Annotated in this window: 19 protein-coding genes; 7 read left to right on the plus strand and 12 right to left on the minus strand. The window is 59.4% G+C overall.

What is annotated here, in order from left to right; translation table 11 throughout:
• Positions 1–7: 7 nt before the first annotated feature.
• The 3 genes from P3T40_RS20380 (at position 8) to P3T40_RS20390 (ending at position 3,590) form a co-directional block, all read left to right on the plus strand.
• Complete coding sequence (locus P3T40_RS20380) at positions 8–1,213, plus strand: acetamidase/formamidase family protein (protein WP_429269534.1); 1,206 nt, start codon at positions 8–10, stop codon at positions 1,211–1,213.
• Between the two features lie 97 nt (positions 1,214–1,310).
• Positions 1,311–2,600 carry an MFS transporter gene (locus tag P3T40_RS20385; RefSeq protein WP_429269535.1) on the plus strand — a complete coding sequence of 430 codons (1,290 nt, stop codon included), beginning with the start codon at positions 1,311–1,313 and terminating at the stop codon, positions 2,598–2,600.
• 51 nt (positions 2,601–2,651) lie between these two features.
• On the plus strand, positions 2,652–3,590 hold the full coding sequence (locus P3T40_RS20390; protein ID WP_429269536.1) for a fumarylacetoacetate hydrolase family protein: 939 nt from the start codon (positions 2,652–2,654) through the stop codon (positions 3,588–3,590).
• An 82-nt stretch (positions 3,591–3,672) separates the two neighbouring features.
• On the opposite strand, the gene P3T40_RS20395 is transcribed toward P3T40_RS20390, so the two are convergent.
• Positions 3,673–4,545: a helix-turn-helix domain-containing protein gene (locus P3T40_RS20395; RefSeq protein WP_429269537.1), complete on the minus strand. Its 873-nt coding sequence runs from the start codon at positions 4,543–4,545 to the stop codon at positions 3,673–3,675.
• A gap of 154 nt (positions 4,546–4,699) precedes the next feature.
• On the opposite strand from P3T40_RS20395, the gene P3T40_RS20400 reads away from it, so the two are divergent.
• The 3 genes from P3T40_RS20400 (at position 4,700) to P3T40_RS20410 (ending at position 7,489) form a co-directional block, all read left to right on the plus strand.
• Complete coding sequence (locus tag P3T40_RS20400; protein WP_429269538.1) at positions 4,700–5,353, plus strand: c-type cytochrome; 654 nt, start codon at positions 4,700–4,702, stop codon at positions 5,351–5,353.
• 108 nt (positions 5,354–5,461) lie between these two features.
• A complete protein-coding gene (locus P3T40_RS20405) occupies positions 5,462–6,253 on the plus strand; it encodes an alpha/beta fold hydrolase (protein ID WP_429269539.1) in 792 nt (263 codons plus the stop codon).
• Between the two features lie 168 nt (positions 6,254–6,421).
• Complete coding sequence (locus tag P3T40_RS20410; protein ID WP_429269540.1) at positions 6,422–7,489, plus strand: porin; 1,068 nt, start codon at positions 6,422–6,424, stop codon at positions 7,487–7,489.
• Between the two features lie 297 nt (positions 7,490–7,786).
• On the opposite strand, the gene P3T40_RS20415 is transcribed toward P3T40_RS20410, so the two are convergent.
• Positions 7,787–8,878 carry a porin gene (locus P3T40_RS20415; RefSeq protein WP_429269541.1) on the minus strand — a complete coding sequence of 364 codons (1,092 nt, stop codon included), beginning with the start codon at positions 8,876–8,878 and terminating at the stop codon, positions 7,787–7,789.
• Positions 8,879–9,166: 288 nt separating this feature from the next.
• Here P3T40_RS20415 and P3T40_RS20420 point away from each other — a divergent pair, with 288 nt between their 5' ends.
• Entirely contained in the window at positions 9,167–9,943 is a 777-nt protein-coding gene (locus P3T40_RS20420; protein ID WP_429269542.1) for an IclR family transcriptional regulator, read from the plus strand.
• Positions 9,944–9,959: 16 nt separating this feature from the next.
• Here P3T40_RS20420 and P3T40_RS20425 read toward each other — a convergent pair whose 3' ends face one another.
• From P3T40_RS20425 to P3T40_RS20470, 10 genes are all read right to left on the minus strand, one after another.
• Positions 9,960–10,826 (minus strand): alpha/beta fold hydrolase, encoded by an 867-nt coding sequence (locus P3T40_RS20425; protein ID WP_429269543.1) that lies wholly within the window; start codon positions 10,824–10,826, stop codon positions 9,960–9,962.
• A gap of 51 nt (positions 10,827–10,877) precedes the next feature.
• Positions 10,878–11,987, minus strand: coding sequence for a flavin reductase (locus tag P3T40_RS20430; RefSeq protein WP_429269544.1), 1,110 nt, complete (start codon positions 11,985–11,987; stop codon positions 10,878–10,880).
• On the minus strand, positions 11,984–13,006 hold the full coding sequence (locus P3T40_RS20435) for an LLM class flavin-dependent oxidoreductase (protein WP_429269545.1): 1,023 nt from the start codon (positions 13,004–13,006) through the stop codon (positions 11,984–11,986). The genes P3T40_RS20430 and P3T40_RS20435 overlap by 4 nt, the downstream gene beginning before the upstream one ends.
• Positions 13,007–13,045: 39 nt before the next feature.
• Positions 13,046–13,411, minus strand: coding sequence for a VOC family protein (locus tag P3T40_RS20440; RefSeq protein WP_429269546.1), 366 nt, complete (start codon positions 13,409–13,411; stop codon positions 13,046–13,048).
• A gap of 58 nt (positions 13,412–13,469) precedes the next feature.
• Positions 13,470–15,131, minus strand: coding sequence for an AMP-binding protein (locus tag P3T40_RS20445; protein ID WP_429269547.1), 1,662 nt, complete (start codon positions 15,129–15,131; stop codon positions 13,470–13,472).
• Positions 15,132–15,165: 34 nt separating this feature from the next.
• Positions 15,166–15,954: an enoyl-CoA hydratase/isomerase family protein gene (locus P3T40_RS20450; protein WP_429269548.1), complete on the minus strand. Its 789-nt coding sequence runs from the start codon at positions 15,952–15,954 to the stop codon at positions 15,166–15,168.
• Positions 15,955–16,483: 529 nt separating this feature from the next.
• Positions 16,484–17,179 carry a MarR family winged helix-turn-helix transcriptional regulator gene (locus P3T40_RS20455; protein WP_429269549.1) on the minus strand — a complete coding sequence of 232 codons (696 nt, stop codon included), beginning with the start codon at positions 17,177–17,179 and terminating at the stop codon, positions 16,484–16,486.
• A 109-nt stretch (positions 17,180–17,288) separates the two neighbouring features.
• The gene (locus P3T40_RS20460; protein ID WP_429269550.1) at positions 17,289–18,116 is read right to left on the minus strand and encodes an SDR family NAD(P)-dependent oxidoreductase; all 828 of its coding nucleotides are present in this window, start codon (positions 18,114–18,116) and stop codon (positions 17,289–17,291) included.
• 9 nt (positions 18,117–18,125) lie between these two features.
• Positions 18,126–19,394, minus strand: a complete 1,269-nt coding sequence (locus P3T40_RS20465) for a Rieske 2Fe-2S domain-containing protein (protein ID WP_429269551.1) — start codon at positions 19,392–19,394, stop codon at positions 18,126–18,128.
• A gap of 24 nt (positions 19,395–19,418) precedes the next feature.
• Positions 19,419–20,666, minus strand: coding sequence for a Rieske 2Fe-2S domain-containing protein (locus P3T40_RS20470; RefSeq protein WP_429269552.1), 1,248 nt, complete (start codon positions 20,664–20,666; stop codon positions 19,419–19,421).
• Positions 20,667–20,746 lie beyond the last annotated feature (80 nt).

Raw genomic sequence — 20,746 nt, forward strand, 5'->3', positions numbered from 1 at the left:
AATACACATGAATAATGAGGCACAACAGAATCGTCATCCGCTCATCACGGAGGATGCGACGGAGCCGCGGAGCGCGACCACGGTGGACGCAACCGCATTGTGTCGCCGGACCATGCTCAAGCTCGGTTTTGGTGCAATGGCAGCAGGCGCATTTGGCTTTCCGCTCAGGGGCAACGCGCAAAGCGCCGGTGTGCCGGGTCAGGGCGCCGGGCTGGCCTCCCCGGACGGTGCGCTGGTCAGGCTGGTACCTTCGGAAGAGACTGTGCGGGTGGGCCAGATGGAGCCCGATACCGCGGTCGCCGCCGCCGTCAGATCGGGTGACACGGTATGGTACGACGGCACATGGACCAACTGGGGCAACGAGGCGAAGTACGGTATGACGTTCAAGGAGCGCGAGCCGATCCGCAAGAAGTATCCGAACGGCGCGTTTTCCCTGATCGGCCCAGTCGTAGTGGAGGGTGCCGAAGCGGGCGACCTGATCGAGTGCCGGATGGTCAGCATGCGCCCGATCGACTGGGGCTGGAATTCGGCGCCGCCGGGCGTCGGGGCGTTACCGCACGATTTCAAGCCATATCTGCGCTACCTGAAGTTCGACAAGGACCGCACGGCCGCAGCCTACGTGCCCGGTGTGAACATTCCGTTGAAGCCATTTCAGGCCTACATCGGCACGCAGCCGCCAGGGGACAAACCGGTCAGCGCGAACCTCGCCGGCAACTACGGCGGTAACCTCGATTGTGCTGTGCTGGGTGTGGGGACGTCGATTTTCCTGCCGGTCCAGGTGTCGGGCGGCCGTGTCTGGACGGGCGGTTCGATGGGCGCATCGGGTGAAGGCAACGTCGATCAGACTTCGATCGAGACCGCTTTCGAGGAAATGCGCATTCAATATGTGCTGCACAAGCGCGCGGCGCTCAACGTTCCGATGGCGGAAACGCCGGACCATTGGATCGGTTTCGGCTTTGCCGACACGCTCGACAATTCGTTGGTGGTCTGTTTGCGTCAGATGATTGGCTGGCTTTCCGCCGCGACGGGCATTGCGCCCGAGGATTGCTACGGCATCTTCAGTGTGGCGGGCAGCTTTCGCGTCACGCAATACGCGAACCAGACTGGCACGGTGTACGCGACCGTTCCGCCCAAGGGCATTCACTGCATGCTGCCGAAGAATATTTTCTCGGCGGCGCTGCAGCAGCGTCTCTCGACATTCACGCGAACCTGATTCCGAGAACTTAGGAGTGCAGGTGGTTGGGTAAGACGTCAAAACAGCGGCACAGTGCGCATCGCGTGCTGTGCACGCGAAGTAAGGAGATGATTTGATGGATGCCAAAGAGAAACAAGCCGCGACGGGAGAGGCACCCGTGCAACGGCCAGGTTCCGGATGGTTGTGGGCTCTGGTGATATGTTTTCTGGTGATTGTCCTTGACGGATTCAATACCACGTCGATTTCATTCGTCGTGCCGAAGCTGGCGGATGCGTGGGGTCTCGCGCCCGCCCGCTTCACGCCGGTTTTTGTGGCGACGAACATCGGTGCGGCGATCGGCTTCATGATCAGCGGCCCGCTTGCCCAGCGGGTCGGCAATCGGATCATCGGTCTCCTGAGTGTCGTGCTGTTCGGCGGCAGCACGTTGGCGACGATGTTCGCCAACGACGTCGCCAGCCTGTCGGCGCTGCGCCTGATCGCAGCCATTGGCCTTGGCGGCGCGCTGCCGATCGCGATTACGGCGTCGGCCAGCATCATTGGGGCGAAGCACAAAGTGGCGGCGTCGCTGCTGGTGACGACGGGTATGTCAGTGGGCGCGGTGATCGGCGGAGTGACAGGCGGCCCGCTCATGCGCGGGTTCGGCTGGCAATCCATTTTTGTCGTGGGCGGTGTGCTGCCGTTTGCCTTGGTGCCGTCATTCTTCAGAATTCTGCCAACCGAGGGGAAGCGGTCCCCGGGCGGTGTCGCGATGCAGTCGTCCAATCCGTTCAAAGTGCTGTTCAAGGACGGGCTCGGCGTCTATACGTGCTTGCTGTGGACGTTCTCCTTCCTGATCTTTACGGATGTCTATGCGCTGCTGTTCTGGCTGCCTACGCTCCTCCCCAGCTTCGGCTTTGCGCCGGATCACGCATCCGTGGGTATGGCGGCCTTTAGTGTCGGTGGACTAAGCGGCAACATCCTGATGACGCTGGCCGTCGCGATGATGACACTTGCCGGCAAGCTCAGATTGAAGTCGGGACTGGCGTTCGGGGGCGTGCTCGTGATCCTGAGCATTGCCGTGCTTAGCCAGGTTGCGGTCGTACCCAGCCTTGCGCTGCTGCTCATCGCGGTGATCGGAGCCGGGCTCGTCAACGGCATTATGGGTCAAACCGCACTCGCGGTTTCTTTCTACCCCGCCGAAATACGCGCGACCGGCGTGGGCTGGGGGCATGCGGTCGGGCGCGTCGGTTCGTTCGTCGGACCAGCGATTGGCGGTGTGCTGCTGTCAATGGGATGGCCCGCGCGCGAGATCGTCGTCACCGCCGTGCTGCCCGCAGCGGCTGCGATTCTCGTGCTCGGCGCGCTCGCGCTGGCAGGCCGCAGAACCGCACAACATTTCGACAATCATGCGGTGGCCGAGCACTAAGCCATCTGCTGCTTCATTCCCTTGCATTTACGTCACGGATAGACCTCGATTATGAAAATCATTGCTTATGCCGAATCCGGCCATACCGCGCTGGGGGTTGTGACCAGCTCGACGCATTTTGTCGCCGTTGCGGACATTGCGCCAGATTTGCCCGCCAGCCTGATTGCGATTCTCGAGCAGGAAGACGGTCTTGCACGACTCCGGAAAGCGGCCCACGGCCGCGAGGGGGATCGCTTGCTCGCCTCTGTCACGCTCAAGCCGTTTCTCGACCGTCCGAATGCAATGTGGGCACTTGCGCTGAACTTCAAGAGTCATATTGCTGAGACGGGTTTGCAGACCTCGTTGGACTTTCCGCATCTGTTTATGCGCACGGCAGCGTCTTATGTGGGCGGAGGAGAGCCCATTGTTGCGCCACCGGAGGCCATTGCCCGTGCCTTCGACTATGAAGGCGAACTGGGCGTCGTCATCGGCAAGCCTGGCCGCTACATCCCGGTCGAGCAAGCCATGGAGCACGTGGCGGGTTATACGTGCCTCAATGAAGGGTCGGTGCGCGAGTATCAGATGCACAATCGCCAGTTCGGACTGGGCAAGAATTTCGAAGCGTCCGGATCCTATGGACCGTGGCTGATGACTGGCGACGAGTTTGGCGACCCGGCGACTCACACGGTAGTGACGCGCGTCAATGGTGTCGTGCGTCAGCGTGCACCGCTGGACGACATGCTGCTGGATGTGGCGAGAGTCATCAGCTATCTCAGCCAGGGCTACCGTCTGCGACCGGGCGATCTCATTGCGATGGGTACGCCCGGCGCGCTGAAACCGCAGCCCGACGATAAGGAAGGCCAGGACCTGAGCCGTCAATATGGACCGTTTCCGACGCCGGGCCTCGTTCACATGCGCCCAGGCGACTGCGTCGAGGTTGAGATCGACGGGCTCGGCGTGCTGCGCAACCCGGTGACTGCCGACACATCCTACGCAGCACCAGCGCGGTAGAAGCACGACGTGGTTGTAGCCGGGCGGGTAACGCCGGAGCGAACCGTCCGGCGTTACGCCCACATTGGGGATTGCCCAGGCGTTACTGGATCGGGGCACTCAGGTTGACGGAGTGTCTGCGAAATTCACTGGGCGGTACACCCATGTGCTGGGCGAAGAACCGGGTGAAATGGCTGTGCTCTTCGAATCCGAGTTCAGCGGCAATGTCGGCAAGTGGTTTGTCGCTTGCGCCCAGCAACCGAATGGCTTGTGACATGCGCACCCAGTCGATGTAGTGCTGGGGCGTCACCCCCATGCAGCGCCGGAATTGCTCGAAGAACCGCGAGCGCGACAGCCCCACCTGAGTCGCCACCAACGCGACCGAGGGATTGGCGACCGGCGCGTGCTTGATGAAATCAAGCGCTTTGCGAATGCGGAAATCGACCGGCCTGCCGGAGGGCGTCATGCCGGCGGTCAGCGTGGGATCGGCAAAGTCGCGGCCGAGCGCGGTGATCAGGTCCTCGAGAATAGACAGGCAGCCGTCGTCCTGCGCCACCAGGTGATTGGTGATGGCGGCTGCGATCCGGTCTACATGGTGACGCACGTCTGGTGTGACGACGACTGCGTGCTGCGGAAAAATGTTCGCGGTACTGCCGTCCGCCAGGTGCAATCGAGTGCGCAACCAGGACGCTTCGATAACGAGCGAAAGAATCAACGACGGGGTTTCGTCGCTGGCGCTCTTGGCATGTTCGAGCCATGGATTCAGGCAGATGGCGCGCTCTGCCGTGAGCATGCAGTCTTCACCTGCAATGCGGAAGTGGCAGTCGCTGCCGCCAAGCTTGAACAGGAACTGATATTGCGAATGCGCGTGTGCAACGAGCGGACGGCTAATGAAGTTCACCGTTGCTCGACCAAAGTCGCCTTGCAGAATCCAGACTGGTTTATCTACGTCATGCGGCACTGTTGTGATACTCAACTTGGCTCCTCGCGGAACAGCGGCATATGTACTGCCGAAGATCCTTCGTACAACAAAAAAACAGACTTATCGGTAAGCAGAAAGATGCGGTGACAAGCATGCAAACCGGGAATTTGGATAGGCTCAACTTAACCAAATGCGAGGAGACACGTCAATGGGTAGAAACGCGCTAGAAAGGGCCGCGGCGCGGCCAGCAGCACGCGCTGCGGTGGTTGCGGGAGTCTTGTTGTGCGCCACTTTTGGCGCACCGGCCGCCGACCTGCAGGAACGTGTCGTAGAACTGACGACACAGCGTTGCGCGGCCTGTCACGGCGTAGACGGCAACAGCACGGTGGGTACCTATCCGCGCCTGGCGGGGCAGTATCCGGAGTATCTGTATAAGCAACTCACGCAATTCAAGGGCGGCCCGGGTGTGCCGCCGTTGCGGCACAGCGCGATCATGCAGGCGATGGTGCAAGACCTGTCACCCGAGGAGATGAAGGCGCTCGCGGCCTACTATGCGGCGAAACAGCCTGCGCCGGGTGCGGCTTCAAACGCGGCACTCGTCGATGCCGGCAAGCTTGTGTATACGCACGGCGGCGCGAATGGCGCGCCGGCCTGCATTTCGTGTCATCGGGCGGCGGGCGGCGGAATCGAGCCTGACTTTCCGCGTATCACCGGCCAGCACGAGGAGTACGTCGAAACCCAACTCCACGCATGGAAGAACGGCTCGCGCGGCGGCAAGGGAAAACTGATGAGCCTGATCGTTCCACTGTTGAGCGATGACGAGATTGCCGCGGTTTCAGCTTATGTGGCAACGCTGAAATGACGAAATTCCGGACGATCCGGCAAGCGGGCGATCCGTTCGGTCAGAGGTCCCATGGGTATCAGCCGTATATTGAGTCACCGGACGCCCGGCCACATAAGGAGACGACATATGCAGTATTTTGAGCGCGAGGGAATCCGCTTCGCATACGAGGAATCGGGGCCGGCCGGCGCACCTGTTGTGGTGTTTAGTCACGGCTTTCTGATGGACCGCGAAATGTTCCAGCTGAACATTGCCGAGCTTCGGCATGCGTTCCGCTGCATCGTTTGGGACCAACGGGGGTTCGGCGCGACTGGACCGACCAGCGAGGCGTTTAGCTACTGGGACTCCGCGAGGGATCTTATCGCGCTACTCGATCATCTGGAGATCGCATCGGCGTCGCTGGTCGGGATGTCTCAAGGTGGCTTCCTGTCCATGCGTGCGGCGCTGCTGGAGCCCGACCGCTTGCGGGCGCTCGCACTGGTATCGACGCGCAGCGATCTCGACTCCGAGGCCGTGCAGCAATCGTTCGAAACGCTCAAGAACGAGTGGTCACGAAATGGTGCCACTCATGTGGCACAGGACTTGTCGACGTTCCTGCTGGGCGCCCAGTATGAAGGGTCGCCGGCGTGGATCGAAAAATGGCTGCAGCTTCCCACCGAATATTTCGACCACGCTGTCAATGCGCTGACGTCGAGGGACGATATCACGCCGCGGCTTCAGGAAATCACTCACGCATCGATTGTCTTTCACGGTAGTGACGATATTGCCATTAGCCCGATGTGTGGTGAATCGCTCGCGGCCGGCCTGCCGAACTGCAAGGGCTTCGTCCTCATCGACAAGGCTGGCCACACACCGAATATGACGCACGCTGAGCTTGTCAACCCGGCGCTGCGGGATTTCCTCATGCGCTACGCGCGGTAACTCGGCTTTGGCGGTCCGGCACGCGGAAGTGCCGGTCTACATTCCAGGGTACTTTTGTGGGCTACTCTGAGCGAGCGAGTGATGCAATCCATGGTGAAAATAAAATAATTAGCATGACGAATTATATGCCAATGAATCTATGGGATTTAGTAAAAACGGAGACTAGGGATGTACAAGAAAATCATCGCTGTTTTAGCCATTTCCATCGCAATGAGCGAAGCTCAGGCGCAATCCAGTGTCACGCTGAGCGGGATCATCGATGGTGGACTCAGTTTCACGAACGGCGTCGGTGCACCCGATAAGAACCAGTGGGCCTACGGTCAGGCGAATCTGATTGTCAGCCGGCTGATCTTTTCGGGGGTGGAGGACCTGGGAGGAGGGGCACAGGCGCTGTTCAGACTCGAGTCAGGTTTTCTGTCCGGTAGTGGAAAAATGACGAACTCGGGCGCGCCCACGTCGCAGGGAAGCTACTTGTTCGATCGTGGCGCGTGGGCGGGACTGAAGAAGGACAACCTCGGCACACTGTCGTTTGGTCGACACTACACCCCGTTTATCGAAGTGCTGTATCACACAGATGCCAGTGGTTTCGAGAATTTCGGCTCAGTGGCAAACACGGTTTTTCAGACCCGTACCGGCTTTAATGGATTCCAATACACATGGGCCAACAACTCGGTCAAATATCAGACGCCAACCGTCTACGGCCTTAGCGGCAGCGTACTGAATAGCTTTGGCGGAACCGCGGGTGATTTCCAGAACGAGCGGGAGGTATCTGCTGCGCTGTACTACACGTTAGGACCTGTATCCCTGAACGCGGGCTATATCGACGGTAATGATCCGACCGGCGTGACCAATGGTACGGTGGCACGGGCGTACACCGTTTTTCTCGCCTATACCGGCGACCGCTTCAAGGCCAGTCTGAATCTTCAGAACTTCAAGGATCCCGCCACCGGAAGCAATCAGTTTTACTATTCGGCAGGCGGACGATACGACATTACTCCGGCGTTCAGGCTTGTTTCGGACTACACATATCTCTCCGACAGAGTGAACAACGAGCGCAATGGCTGCTTCTTCAAGCTTGGCGTTCATTATCTGCTTTCGAAATCTACGGACGTGTACACCGAGGCGGGTTTGTCGAGAAATAACGCGAAAGGTACGCTGGGCATCTCAAGCACGTCGCCAACCAGCCCAGGCGTCAACCAGCGCTCGATCGTTACGGGTGTCATTCACTTCTTCTAGACGGAGTGCAAAGCGGAAATGCCGGGTTGGTCGGCCCGGGCGGTGGACGATGCCTGGTGCTATAGGCGAGCGCGCTGAGCGGTAGGCGCGACATTAAACCAAACTCCGCCACGAGGCCGGCTAGTGCCGCGTTTATATATTGTCCGGAATGCTGCAACGTCTCTGCAAATACAGCGCCCAGAAGTGCCGGGCACAGTCCGGCGGAAGCCTGCTGCACTGTGCTCGGCATGGCGCTGCCTACGCGACTGACGGTGTTTGTCACAGCATGTCCCTTTAGCCGCGGCCGAGGTTGCACTCTTAAAAGTAATGTTGGATGCCAACCGAGACGCCGGTAACAGAACGGCCGGATGCCACGCCTGCGCCCGTGAGCGACGCGACACTATGGGCGCCGGATGCGTGTTGGTAAGTCACCTGCTGGTAGACAGTAGTTCTCTTCGAGAATAGGTAAGAGTTCGAGAAGGTAAAGGTCTTCCAGTTTCCGCCGTCGAGATTTTCCACCCATCCGCCAATTGCGAGGACATCATCGGGCTTGATGGTCCAGTTCGCACCCGCGTCAACTGTGTTGGCGTTGCCCTGGCCAGTCGCCAGTGTGATGCGCGATTGCGTAAACGTGGTGTGCAGAAGCAGATTTTTGAATTGATACGATGCCCCGAGCCCCCAGTTGACGAGCTTATTGGCAACAACGCCTTCGGCCTGAGGAAGTGCGGTGCCGAACAGCGACGGAAGGCCAATAAAGCTGGAGAGTTCCAGAAAACGGTTGTTCTCGTTCGCATACGTGGCGGCTAGACTCAGAGGTCCTCCCTTGTACTGGACAAAGAAAGAGTAATCTCTGCTTTCGCCGAAATTGCCGGCCACATTTCCGAATGCAAATTCTGCCCCCGAGGAGAAGCCGCCAATGGTCGGGCTGACATATTTCACCGCATTGTTGAACTGGTAGAAGTTCGCAACCTCATCCAGGTTGCCCTCGTGAAGCGAGAGAATGTTGCCGAGGACGAACGGCGTTTGATAATTGGACAGAACGTCGTACATGAAGCTGGGTTGGTGACCAAGCGTCAACGTGCCATAGGTATCCGACTGCAGTCCGACATACGACTTTCTGTTGAATAGGGTGCCCGGAACAAGTGCCTGACCATTGTTTAGCAAGTATTCGTTCTGAAGGTCGAAGACGGTGCGTAGCCCACCACCGAGATCCTCAACGCCCTTGATGCCGAAGATGTCAGGTGCGTGCGTGTTTCCCTCCTGGAATAGGGCGTGTCCTCCGACATTGCTAACGTACTGTATTGCGGTGTCCGCAATGCCGTACAAGGTGACGCTGGATTGCGCGTAGGCGGCACTGGTCACGGAAAGTGCCACGATCGCGCTTGCCACCGTACGTCTAAAAATTGCCATGCCCTGTCTCCAATCCGGTTGTGACTCTTCCGAAGAAGTTTTATGAGTAAAAGGAAAGACAAAAAATGTTTGTAGTACTAATGATATGGAACGCTAGAGATTCAGACTTTTGTTCCGGTTGTTCGCTTGTCCCCGATCTCCTCCAGGCTTGCTGGTGTTGCATTCAACAATAATGAATGACATAATGTATGTTGAACACTATAGGGGCCGCCCCTAGAGGTGTCAACATGGGGACCGTCCGTGGAAACCCGCGGCGGCGATTTTTTGTGACTTCCATATGGCCCAAAAATGAACGATGTGACTACGAGGCGTGGCATTCAGTCTGTTGAGATTGCATTCCGAATCCTTTCGTCGTTGCAGACGAGCGTGCGAGCACTGCCTCTCAAGGAGATTGCTGCGTTGTCCGAACTGTCTCCGAGCGCGACAAGTAACTACATGATCAGTCTGGTGCGGACCGGGCTTGTGTCTCCGGACGAAAAGCCGGGGTGCTACAAGCTCGGGCCGGCGTCGCTTGCTTTGGGTATGAGCGCAATCAACCAGCTGGACGGGTTCGATATCGTTCGTCGCGAGGTGATCGCGTTGCGGGAAGCAACCCTGAGTGGCGCAGCCGTAACCGCATGGACCGAAGATGGACCGGTCAGTCTCTTCAAGCAGGAGGGGCAGACGCGCAGTATTCTCGAGCTGAGAACAGGCCTGATTCCGCTGGTCACCACTGCTGCGGGAAAGCTGTTCATTGCTTGCCTTCAACCCGCGCGCACTGACGCTCTCATCAGCCGCGAACTGTCTGCGGGAGAGGAGTGGAGTCCGGCGTCCTTGCGGGAAGAGGCGATCACTGAACTGCGCAACTGTGGCTTCACAACGGTTCATCGTGGGGACATGGGTTACGTGTCTATCGCAGCCCCTATCTGGGACAGAGACGGAGATCTCCGCTTTGCGATCAGTCTCATCGGATCGCCTGCAACACTGAACACGGAGATTGAAGGTAACGCGGTCAAGGCGCTGCTCGATAGCGCGGTTCGGGCTACGGTTGCACTGGGCGGAAAGGTCCCCCTCAAAATCGGCTAGAAACCGGGCTCTGATGTCAGTCTGTCCCGGCTGCGGCAGCTGCCAGCACGATGGAATTGAACGCCTCCGGCGCCTCAAGCTTCGGCATGTGGCCGATTTCCTCGAGCACGCTGAGTGTCGAATGGCGAGCAGCCTCGTGAATGGGCCGAGCATGGTCCTCAACTGGAGCGAGCCGGTCCAGGGTGCCGACAATGACGGAGATCGGCACCTGGATCGAAGCGACGACGGATGGCGTGTGCGTGGAGAAGAGCATGTCCACGGCGTGTTCCCAGCCTGTCGGGGTCACCGCGTCTCTCAGCCGGGATACGAGCGTGCGAACCTGGGCACTAGCGCTCGGAGCGAGCAGAGCGTTGACCACGGCGGCGCGCGCCTCAGGCGATTGCGCCGCTGCGTTTCGCATCAGGGCTTCTCGCGCCGCGTCGCGCTCCGCGCCGGATAGATGCCCTCGTGCGACATTGGGCGCGCTCAATACGAGAGCGCGCGTAGCCAGCGGGTACCGTGCCGCAAACGTTGTGGCGATGACACTACCCCATGAACTGCCTACGACGGTTGCACGCGCTATGCCGAGCGCAGACATCAGGTCCGCGAGCGCGTCTGCATAATCCGTGGCAGCCGGAGCGTTGATGGCAAAGGGACTGCTTTGCCCGTAGCCGGGGGCGTCCCAGGCAATCACTCGATGGTTCTTGCTCAGTGCGGCGAGCTGCGCGCGATATCCCGCCGAGCTCGAACCCATGCCATGCAACAGTACGATGGCAGGCGCGTGTTTGTCGCCGGACGCCCGATAGGCGATGACCCGTTCGTCTCCGAATGTGGGGAGACGCGATTGCACGTGTTCGATCACGGGTAACGAGGATTCAAGGAGTTGGCTATCTGTTTCAGTCATGATTGGACCTTGGCCGATATATCAGTCGCTTTAAGGTAGCTAAATGCCAATTCACGCTTCTCTCAATGCAGCGGAGATTTCATGCGCGGCGGCCTTCAAGGCTTCCGCACAAGGGCCGTCCGGCGCGGCATCGAAATTCTCTGCAGGGCCGATGGCCGTCAGGGCCAGCACGGCCAGTCCGCTGGGGGAAAGAATGGGCACGCTGATGGCGTTGGCGAGCACCCGGTCGTCATAAAACGGCCCGGGGCGCCTCGTTGCGACATGAGAAGTCCTTACGGAGTCGAGTACGCTTGCGAGTGATTTCGCGGTGAGGGGCGCTTCGCCAGACGCTTGTCGGCCGTTGTCACGCAGCTCCGCCGTCACGAATCGATCGACGGCTTCGGGCGGAAGAAACGCCGCGAGAGCCAACCCTGACGCGGAGGATGTCACCGGTAGCACAAGCCCCAGCGGCAGATCGGCGACCACGGGCGTGGTTGCGGCTTGCCACGCGATCACCGTGGGACCGTGATTGCCCCACGCCACCAGCGCGAGTGTCTTGTCCAGTGTGCGTGCGAGCCGCAACATCGCGCGGCTGGCCAGCCGGACAGCATGGGGCTGCGATTTCATCGCACCCTCCGTTCCGACTGGCGCAATGCCGAGGTCGTGCGGGTCGGCGACCAGATACTGTCCACCACCAAATACCAACGGACGTCGTGTGTTCTGGCGAATGCAATCCACCGACCCGACATAAATCACATGGTCTCCGCCTGGATAGCGGGAGACCACTTTGCACTCCAGCCATGCGCTGCAATCGCGCAATAGCGGCAGGCCGTCGACACCAAGGTCATAGTCGATGCCGGAGAATTTGTCCGGCGAACGGGTCGCAAAGTGGTTGGCGAGGGCGTGCTGGTGCTCAGCCAGGATGTTGATGGTGAATCTCCCAGCATCCTTGAACGCCGAATGGCTTCCCGCGGATGTTGCCTGGCTCCATAAAACGAGAGGCGGGTCCAGTGATACTGAGGAAAACGAATTGGCGGTGAGGCCGTGCATTTTTCCCTCGGCATCGAGCGTGGTGATCACGGTGACACCGGTCACGAAGGACCCCAGTACATCTCTCAGCTGACGTTTGTCGAACGTCCTGATTGCAGAACGTTCTTCGTCTAACGAAGTACTTCCGCTCATGACAGAACCTTTTGCGACTCGCTGAACGCCGGCATGACGGACTCGTGAAACAGGCCGATAGACGTCTTTGCCTCGGAGACGGACATGTCCCCGAACATGAACGTTCCGATGAGATAGTTGAAAGCGCCATCGTGCGCCTGCTGCAGCAGCTTCTCACGAACGGTTTCCGGCCGGCCCACTACGGCGAGGCCCGATTCCACGAGCGGCTCAATCGTCGGCGGAAGCTTTTGGTTGACCGGTTGCGTTCCGTGCTTCTTCCAGAGCTTGAAAAAGTTCGGATAGAAGACCGACCATGCGCGCGAGGCAATTTCCATGGCCTCCTGGTCCGTTTCCGCAACAACGATATAGCGATTCACGCCGATGAGCGGCTCAGTGGTGGCTGGATGCCGTTTTGCGAATTCTTCGCGATATCGATCGGTGATTGCTCTAACTCGCTGTACCGGGCCGCCGCACACGATGTTCATTTTCTCTTGCGCGGGCCATACCGTTGACTCGGGCGACGCCAGCGCGTACCAGGTCGGAGGCGGCGTCTGCAGCGGCTTGAGCTCGATCGGCATGTCGTTGAATTGCCAGAACGTCCCCTGATAGTTGAGGGTTTTCGAGCTCAAATACCGCTTGATGATTTCATACGACTCGACGTATCTGGCCTGAGCCGTGGACGGATCGATACCGAGCGCCTCGATTTCGTGGGGCGACGCGCCTCGGCCCACGCCATACTCCAGACGGCCGCCGCTCAGATTGTCGAGCATGCAGATTTCTTCAGCAAGACGCACGGGGTGGTGGATCGGGAGAATGTAGACCAGCGGCGACAAGCGCAGTTGTTTGGTGCGCTGCGCGGCAGCGGCAAGAAACACGCTTTGCGACGGGCAAGCGCTCAGCGTGGTCGCATGGTGTTCCGACATGTGATAGCAATGGAAGCCGAGCCTGTCGTAAAGCTCGATGATCTGCATTCTATCTTCGTACTGCTTATGAATAGGCAGGCCATTGCGATCATTTTGGTCAAATATACCGAATTTCATCGACTTTCCAGTAAGGTGCGAAATGAGTGAGCTTCTGACTTAGCGAGCCGAAGATTTGCTGAATACCTGGAAGATGTTCTTTTCCGGATCCTTGTATGTGGCGACAACGCCGTGCGTGCCCATGTCTCGCTGCGCGAGGAGCTGGCCGCCTGCGGACACGATTTTCTGCCGGACCTCGTCCCGAGCTTCCCCGGCAACCTGGAAGACGGGGACGGCCCCGACGGCTCCTTGTGCCGCTTCCTCTGCCGAGCTCAGTGCAAATGCGCTACGCTGCAGGCGGAATTGAGTCCACTTGTTGTCGTCGCGGAACTGGACGGGCATCCCCAGCGCCGATGCATAGAAATCTTCCAACCTGGCCATATCCTTCGCGACGAAATAGACGGTCTGTATGTCAACTTCTGCCATGTCAGCACTCCGTTGAGTTGTGGCAATGCAATTGGTTTGGGGTCCTAAACGCGAGGTATCACGCTGTGTGTTGTTCGTTCAGTCCAAGCTCGTCGCTCATGATCTTGCGGATCAGGTACTTCTGGATTTTTCCCGTCACGGTGGTCGGAAACGAGTCGACAAAGCGGATGTATTTGGGGACTTTGTAATGGGCTATTCGGCCCTTGCAATAGTCGCGGACTGCAGCGTCATCCAGAGCCGTTCCCTCCCTGGCGACGATCCATGCGCAAAGTTCTTCGCCGAAATGCTTGTCCGGCACACCGACCACCTGTACGTCGAGAACCCCCGGGCAGGTGTACAGAAACTCTTCGATCTCACGCGGATAGAGGTTTTCACCGCCGCGAATGACCATATCCTTGATGCGCCCGACGATATTGATGTAGCCGTCCGAACCCATCGTGGCGAGATCGCCCGAGTGCATCCAGCCTTCCGCGTCGATTGCGTCGCGCGTCCGGTCAGGCTGTTTCCAGTAGCCGAGCATGACCGAGTAGCCGCGGGTACAGAGTTCACCGGGCTGACCACGCTCTACGGTCTGGCCGCTCAGCGGGTCGACAATCTTGATCTCGAGGTGAGGCAACACCTGACCGACCGTGGATACCCGCTTCTCGACCGGGGTGTCCGTCACGCTTTGACAGCTTACCGGACTCGTTTCCGTCATGCCGTAAGCGATCGTGATCTCGGACAGATGCATTTCGCCGACAACCCGCTTCATGATCTCGATCGGGCAAGGCGAACCGGCCATGATGCCGGTGCGCAGGCTGCTCATATTGAACTCCGCAAAGCGCGGGTGATTGAGTGCAGCGATGAACATGGTTGGCACCCCGTATAGCGCCGTGCATTTTTCCGCCTGTACGGTTTCCAGAACGGCTTCGGCATCAAAGCGCTCCGCGGGGTAGACAATTGTCGAACCGTGGGTCAGGCAGGCCAGATTGCCCATCACCATGCCGAAGCAGTGGTACATCGGGACCGGGACGCATACGCGATCCACGTGGGTGAGCTTCATGCACTCGCCCACGAAGAAACCGTTGTTGAGGATGTTGCGATGACTCAGCGTAGCGGCCTTGGGAAGCCCGGTCGTCCCACTGGTGAACTGGATGTTGACGGCGTCGTCAGGGCGCACGGTACGGCGTGCGTCCTGAAGCGATGCACTGTCTGCAGCGCCAAAGCGCAGCAACTCGGAGAAGCGTTGCGCGCCAGCTTCGTCCGGGCAGTCGGCCTCATCTATCCACCAGATCGCCTGGAGGGTCGGCAGGCGGGTCTTTCCCAGCTCCCGCAACATGTTCAGATACTCGCTCGACTTGTATCGGACCATTGTCACGATGGCCTTGCACTCTACCAGGTTGAGTGCATGCTCCAGCTCCGAGGTCCGATAAGCCGGGTTGATGTTGACGAGTATCAAGCCGGCCTTTGCAGTAGCTAACTGCGACAGCAGCCAGGCAATGTTCGTGTGGGACCAGATTCCGATCCGGTCGCCCGGCTTGAGCCCTGAGTCGAGCAACGCAGCCGCGAGCCGGTCCGACTTTTCGCGAAGTTCGTTGTAGCTTAGCCGGACGCCTTCATGGCGGCTGACTACCGCGACGTGGTCGCCCATTTTGCTGGCGACTTCGTCGAATGCATCGCCAATGGTTTTGTCGATCAGCTCTGGGGAACGTGTTCCGCGTTCATGGGAAAGCGTCTTCATCAATATCTTCCGTGCAATGGGCTTGCCTGTGGGCTCACTTGCCGAGAAAAACGACCGGAGCCGGTTCCTCGCCGCGAATGACGGCTTCTGCACGGGCCGTTCGACCTTTCCTGGCGTCTTCCGTAGTGTGCAGCCCCATGGTGAGGTCGAGGATCAGCGCGTCGGCGCCGGCCACGCCTCCGCTCGACCATGCCTTGAGGAGGGCGCGAATGGCGCCATACGAGCGCGTAGGGCCGCTGGCAAGCTTGATGGCGAGATCTTCAGCGACCTTTTCGACCTGGTCTTCGCTGACGACGAAGGCGGCAACACCGAGTTGGCCGGCGGTCGTGCCGGACATGGGCTCGCTTAGCATCACGTAACGTGCTGCATACGCACGCCCTGCTTTTTCCGCGAGACGCTGCACGCCGCCCGCGACGGGCGCCGTGCCAACGGAGGCTTCAATGCACCGGAAGGTGGCGTTCTCCGCTGCGACGATGAAGTCGCAAGCGAGTGCCAGCTCGAATGCGCCACCGAACGCCGCGCCGCGCACCGCGGTAATCGTCGGGATCTGGAGGGCTTCGATTGAGCGATAGGTGTAGTGCATCTGCGATATGAATGTCCGCCAATCATCGAGACCTTTGTCGATGAAATCGAGGATGTCGCCGCCGCGGCTGAAATTAGGGCCCTCCGCACGGATCAGGAGCGAGCGGATATCGGCACTGCTGGCTTCCCGGACGGCCGTCTCGAGGCTGTCAGCGAAATCAGCCGCGATGAGATTCGCGGGAGGATTGGCCAATACGATGTGGCCTACGTTCTGACGACGTTCAAAGTAGATGCTTTTCATTGAAAGGAATCCTTAATAAATGATGGCGATCCTGAAAGCCTTGATGTCTCCTGCCAGGCTCTTGCGTCTGCATTCAACAATAATGAATGCGTACAGCATAGTTGTATATTAGGATGTCGGCAGCGGCGTGTCAACCAGTTTGCCGCGGCCAGGAAATACCCTGAAAACGATCAAGGCGGTCCCAACGTGGCGAATGAATTCCTGGGCTGTGCCGACGGATGAGGCGCCTGCCTACGGTTGCGGACCGGAAGGGTTCATCGAGTTCGTGACAGGCCCAGCAAAGCGTCTGGGATGGGCGGACAGCGACATGCTTCATGAGCACGGGATTGAAATTCCGCGCTCATGGGCACAGGGGGAGTGGTAAGTGTGTGACGCGCGTCGTGGCGAGGACGCGTGAGCACCGCGACCTTTACCTTACGGACGAGAAGAAGGTACCGAACGATCGGTATATGCCCTGCTGTTCGAGGTCGCTGAGTCAGGCGCCAGGTGTTTGCTGCGGGACCTTTGATCCGCCGGCAGTGTGATGTGATTAACGACTGTCGCGGGATGGCCGACGCGTCGCTTTGGCTCGAGGCTTCGAGTCAATGCTTTCGGTGTCTTCGATTGCCGGGACGTTCAATTCTTCTATCAGGGCCAAGGTACGCAAACAGAACTCTGTACCACTGGACCGCTCGGCTTCCGTAAAGTGCGTCATCGCAGGTGCGATCGAAGACTCTTCAGCAAGCTTCACAATGGCCTTTTCGACCACGTCGAGGCCCTTCCTCGTCAGAAGAACGATCGAGCCGCCGCCGTGACTGGGATCGGACTGGCGTTCGACCATGCCAAGGCTAGCAAGCCGATCGATCTTTTTGGTGATTGCGCCCGAAGTAACGAGTAGAGAGCGATACAGATCGGTCGGTCGCTTTGCATACGGGTGGCCGCTGCGACGCAGCGCCAACAGGACGCGCATGTCCGATCCGCTGATGCCCCAAAGTTCCTGGCACATCTTGTCAAACGCGAGTTCGACGAGCGTACCGAGTCGCATAAAATAGATTGCCAGCAAGAAGTTCGACAGATCCAGACTGCTGTATTCGCGCTGCCATTGCAGGTTGATGAATTCGACGAGGCTGCTACCCGGAGTAGGTGTCTTCGCTGCAGCTTCGGCGTGGCGAGCCTCGGCCCGGTTCGATACGGTCTTCTTGCGGCTTCGGGCGGACGTGGCTTGCTTGGTGGCGGCTGGGCTCATCTTTGCGGCTTCCTGGGAAGATCGTACAGTCGCGACCGATTGTAACTCAGCGACAGAAATCGTCCGCGGTGACGAGGGGATCCGTTCTTGAGATGAAGGCATTCCGGTCTCACGGTGTCGGCGTTGCCGAAGGGGCGAAGCTTACGTGAGGAATGGCGGCGAGGACGTGAGTGCCACCATCGACAGCGACGATTTCGCCCGTCATATGGGCGCTTAGGTCCGAGACCAGAAATAAGAGGTGGCCAGCAATCTCTGCCGGCGTGGCCGCTCGTCCGATTGGAATGGCTTCGCCGATGGCGGCCCAGGTTGCTGCGTCCAGGCGCTGGTTCAGGCGAGGCGTGCGGACAAAGCCCGGCGCCACGGCATTGATACGCACGTTGTCCTGAGCGTATTCGGCCGCTGCGCAGCGTACGAGGTGGTGCAATGCCGCCTTTGACGAAGCGTAGGCCACCTCGTTTGGCACTGCCCGATCTCCGGCTAGTGAGCCAACAAACGCCATAGTCCCACCGCCATCTGCCTTCATCACTTCGCCGCCTATCTGGATTGCCAGATAGGCGTGGCGCAACACAATGTCGAATTGCCTCGCCCAGGAGGCGTCATCTACCGCGGCAAGCGGCTTGATTCCTGCCACGCCGATAATGTCGACAATTCCATGCGCGCGGCCGAACTCGTGGCGTGCCTTGCCGAACACACGCTCCATGTCTGGGCGTGATGCCGCATCTGCCGCGCAAGGGATGCCGCCTGCCTGGTCAGCTATGTCGCGAGCAAGCCTTTCGTCCTGGTCCACGCACAGGACTCGTGCCCCGGCCTGAGCAAGTGCGTGGACGGTCTGCGCGCCAATGCCCTGGCCGGCACCGAGTACCACGAAGCCTCGACCATCGAGTCGCAGGAGCGATAAGTAGTCCGGAACGTTGCTGTTAGTGCTATCGGCGGGCATGCGTACCTCCTAGGCTTCGACGGTTTGGCGATGGGACGGTAGCAGGTCTTGCCATGCCGCTCCGTCTTCGAGTTGCGCGTCACAGGCGCTCACACCGCGCAGATCGAGCCCGAGCGCAGCAGGCTGCTTGTTTTCCATCACGCGTTTAACAGACTCCATCAGCACGCGGCGAACGCGCACGACAGCCTGGTCGGCAGGCACAAGATGCTCGCGGGATCGGTCATAAAGCGGTCCCTGGGAAAGCCCGATCGTTGCGTCTTCCACCTCGACCCCGCGTAAGCCGGTCCAATTCTCTTTCATCAGCTCGCGGTTCTGGCCGAATACGTCCGCCCAGCTAGCCGTGAAGGCGCAGTTTTTGCGGTCGTAGTAGCGAGGATCATTCAGTCCCAGCAGTTCAATGATTTTCTCTTCTGTTATGGCGGTCTCTCCGTGGACGACGATATAGGTACTCGTGTGCGTGTCATCCTCGGGAACCTCGAGGACGGTGAACAGGAACGCCGGGGCTGGGATGATTCGGCCATACGGCACGATGAACGGTACGACACGTGCGTTGCGCACGCCCGGCTGTTGGGTCTTACGTAGTGCGACGTACTGGAATCCGAACGAGGTTTCTTCGATTTTCAGTGCCGGCTCCAGGTCATTGGAGGCGAGTGCCGCAGGGTTGACCACGTCCGGATTGGGTGTGAAATCGTTGTCTTTCCAGCCAGGCCGTGCCATGTTGGTATGCAGTACGCCTACGTGCGAGCTGTCCTCCCCGCCCTCCACCAACTGCAGGTAGTTGCAGGCAACATTGATACGCAGGACTACTCGGTGGCTGGGTGCTGCGTCCATGAATGCGTAGCGCGAAAACGCCGGAAGGAGGTCGGGCGGGCCCACATAGGCCCAAACGATGCCGCCTGCTTCCCGCACAGGAAACGCCGGCGCCTTCATACGTGTTGCGTACTTGGGGTCTGCGTTGTTGGGTGTCTCGAGTACGGAACCTGACGCACTGAATTTCCACCCGTGGTAGAGGCAGCGGATTCCGCCTTCCTCGACTCTTCCGAGCGCTAGCGACGCCCCCCGGTGCATACAAAGTTCTTCGAGGAATCCTACCTGACCTGCCGTGTCGCGAAACGCAACGTAGTTTTCGCCGAGCAGACGCACGCGTAGGGGGGCGCAGTCGGGCTGTGGTAGCTGCGCGGACGTGCAAACGGGGTGCCAGAAACGTCGCATCAGAGTGCCTCCCGGCGTACCGGGGCCGACGCGGCAAAGGACGTCGTTATCTTCGCGGCTCAACATATTCGAACTCCTATCGTAGCTGTGTTATTCACTGCGCTCGACGCGCGCTGCTGCAGATGAAAGGATCCGGTGATGGGGCACCAGGATGCGCCAGTCGTCTTCAAGGCCGATTTCACCGGACACACCGATCGCACTGCCGGCGTCCGCTCGCAGTGCGGCTATCTCCTTCTGGTCGCGGGCGGCTCGGGCGTAGGTGAGCAGGCAGCGTTGAAGGCGACTGATAGCGATGTCCGCTGTTGACAGCAGCTCCTGCGAGCGGTCGCGGATTGCGCCGCTCGATACGCTGCAGGCCGCGTCCTCTTGCGTGATGCTGTCGAAGCCGGTGAAGTGACCGCTTCGCTGCCGAGGCCGGTCCTGGCGATAGCCGTTCGCGACAGACATCGCTGAGGGGGAGTCGCAGGTGTCGGCCGTCATTCCGTATTTGCGAAGCGTTGGGTCGTCCAACCCAACAAATGTAAGCTGCTCGCTGCGCAAAGGTTCCACGCCAATGCGCTTTTCGGCATCCCACCAGACGTGATAAAGGTTGCAGCGCTCGTCGTTGACAGGCACGATCGCAAGCCAGACATCCCCGTTCGCGTTGGCGATGAAGCAAGGGGCGATGAACGACGTGACTCGCGCGATACGCTTTCCGTCGGTCTGACGAATTGCCACGTAATGGAAACCAAAGTCGGTCTCGTCCGCCTCGATCCTGGGGGCGGCGTCGAATTGCATGTGAGACGTCTTTTTCGCGTAGTCGAGGTCCGAGTCGTTAGTCCTCGCCAGCGCAGAACTATGGAGCACCGTCAGGTGTGATGAGTCGACGAGACCCTCCATGACCTGAACATAGTTGGCGTTGACAACCGCGCAGGCATTGATGCGGTGGAGCTCCGGCTGGTCCATGAATGCCCAGTGTGGGAGCGGCGGCTCTTCACCTTGCGGCCCCAGGTAACCCCAGAGGATACCGCCTGCTTCCCGCACGAGATAGGTTCGCCCCTTGATGCGCTGTTTGAATCTTGGATCCTCGACGTTGGGCGTCTCCAGCACAGTTCCGTCCACCGCAAACTTCCAGCCGTGGTAAATGCAGCGCAAGCCGTCGCCCTCGGCGCGTGCCAATTGCATTGAAGCGCCCCGATGCAGACAGCCCTCCGCATAGAGACCCGGACGCCCCTGTTGATCACGCCACACCACAAACCGCTCGCCCAGCAGCTCAATCGTCTTCGGTTCACCATTCGGCGCCGGCATGCCCGACGATTGAATCACCGGGATCCAAAAGCGACGCATCGCGTTGCCCATCGCGGTACCAGCGTTGGTACGGCACATCAATTCGTTATCCTGCCTGGTCAACATGTCGATTCCCTCGGATCAGTTCTGGG

The organism is Paraburkholderia sp. EB58, from assembly GCF_050436665.1.
In the GTDB taxonomy this organism is placed as follows: Bacteria; Pseudomonadota; Gammaproteobacteria; order Burkholderiales; family Burkholderiaceae; genus Paraburkholderia.

What these genes read in the sequence shown, in the direction of transcription:
- P3T40_RS20380 (WP_429269534.1), top strand. Translation starts at nt 8, where the DNA reads ATGAATAATGAGGCACAACAGAATCGTCATCCGCTCATCACGGAGGAT.
- P3T40_RS20420 (WP_429269542.1), top strand. Translation starts at nt 9,167, where the DNA reads ATGAACGATGTGACTACGAGGCGTGGCATTCAGTCTGTTGAGATTGCA.
- P3T40_RS20435 (WP_429269545.1), bottom strand. Translation starts at nt 13,006, where the DNA reads ATGAAATTCGGTATATTTGACCAAAATGATCGCAATGGCCTGCCTATT.
- P3T40_RS20455 (WP_429269549.1), bottom strand. Translation starts at nt 17,179, where the DNA reads ATGAGCCCAGCCGCCACCAAGCAAGCCACGTCCGCCCGAAGCCGCAAG.
- P3T40_RS20415 (WP_429269541.1), bottom strand. Translation starts at nt 8,878, where the DNA reads ATGGCAATTTTTAGACGTACGGTGGCAAGCGCGATCGTGGCACTTTCC.
- P3T40_RS20430 (WP_429269544.1), bottom strand. Translation starts at nt 11,987, where the DNA reads ATGAGCGGAAGTACTTCGTTAGACGAAGAACGTTCTGCAATCAGGACG.
- P3T40_RS20390 (WP_429269536.1), top strand. Translation starts at nt 2,652, where the DNA reads ATGAAAATCATTGCTTATGCCGAATCCGGCCATACCGCGCTGGGGGTT.
- P3T40_RS20470 (WP_429269552.1), bottom strand. Translation starts at nt 20,666, where the DNA reads ATGGGCAACGCGATGCGTCGCTTTTGGATCCCGGTGATTCAATCGTCG.
- P3T40_RS20405 (WP_429269539.1), top strand. Translation starts at nt 5,462, where the DNA reads ATGCAGTATTTTGAGCGCGAGGGAATCCGCTTCGCATACGAGGAATCG.
- P3T40_RS20445 (WP_429269547.1), bottom strand. Translation starts at nt 15,131, where the DNA reads ATGAAGACGCTTTCCCATGAACGCGGAACACGTTCCCCAGAGCTGATC.
- P3T40_RS20440 (WP_429269546.1), bottom strand. Translation starts at nt 13,411, where the DNA reads ATGGCAGAAGTTGACATACAGACCGTCTATTTCGTCGCGAAGGATATG.
- P3T40_RS20450 (WP_429269548.1), bottom strand. Translation starts at nt 15,954, where the DNA reads ATGAAAAGCATCTACTTTGAACGTCGTCAGAACGTAGGCCACATCGTA.
- P3T40_RS20400 (WP_429269538.1), top strand. Translation starts at nt 4,700, where the DNA reads ATGGGTAGAAACGCGCTAGAAAGGGCCGCGGCGCGGCCAGCAGCACGC.
- P3T40_RS20385 (WP_429269535.1), top strand. Translation starts at nt 1,311, where the DNA reads ATGGATGCCAAAGAGAAACAAGCCGCGACGGGAGAGGCACCCGTGCAA.
- P3T40_RS20425 (WP_429269543.1), bottom strand. Translation starts at nt 10,826, where the DNA reads ATGACTGAAACAGATAGCCAACTCCTTGAATCCTCGTTACCCGTGATC.
- P3T40_RS20410 (WP_429269540.1), top strand. Translation starts at nt 6,422, where the DNA reads ATGTACAAGAAAATCATCGCTGTTTTAGCCATTTCCATCGCAATGAGC.
- P3T40_RS20465 (WP_429269551.1), bottom strand. Translation starts at nt 19,394, where the DNA reads ATGTTGAGCCGCGAAGATAACGACGTCCTTTGCCGCGTCGGCCCCGGT.
- P3T40_RS20460 (WP_429269550.1), bottom strand. Translation starts at nt 18,116, where the DNA reads ATGCCCGCCGATAGCACTAACAGCAACGTTCCGGACTACTTATCGCTC.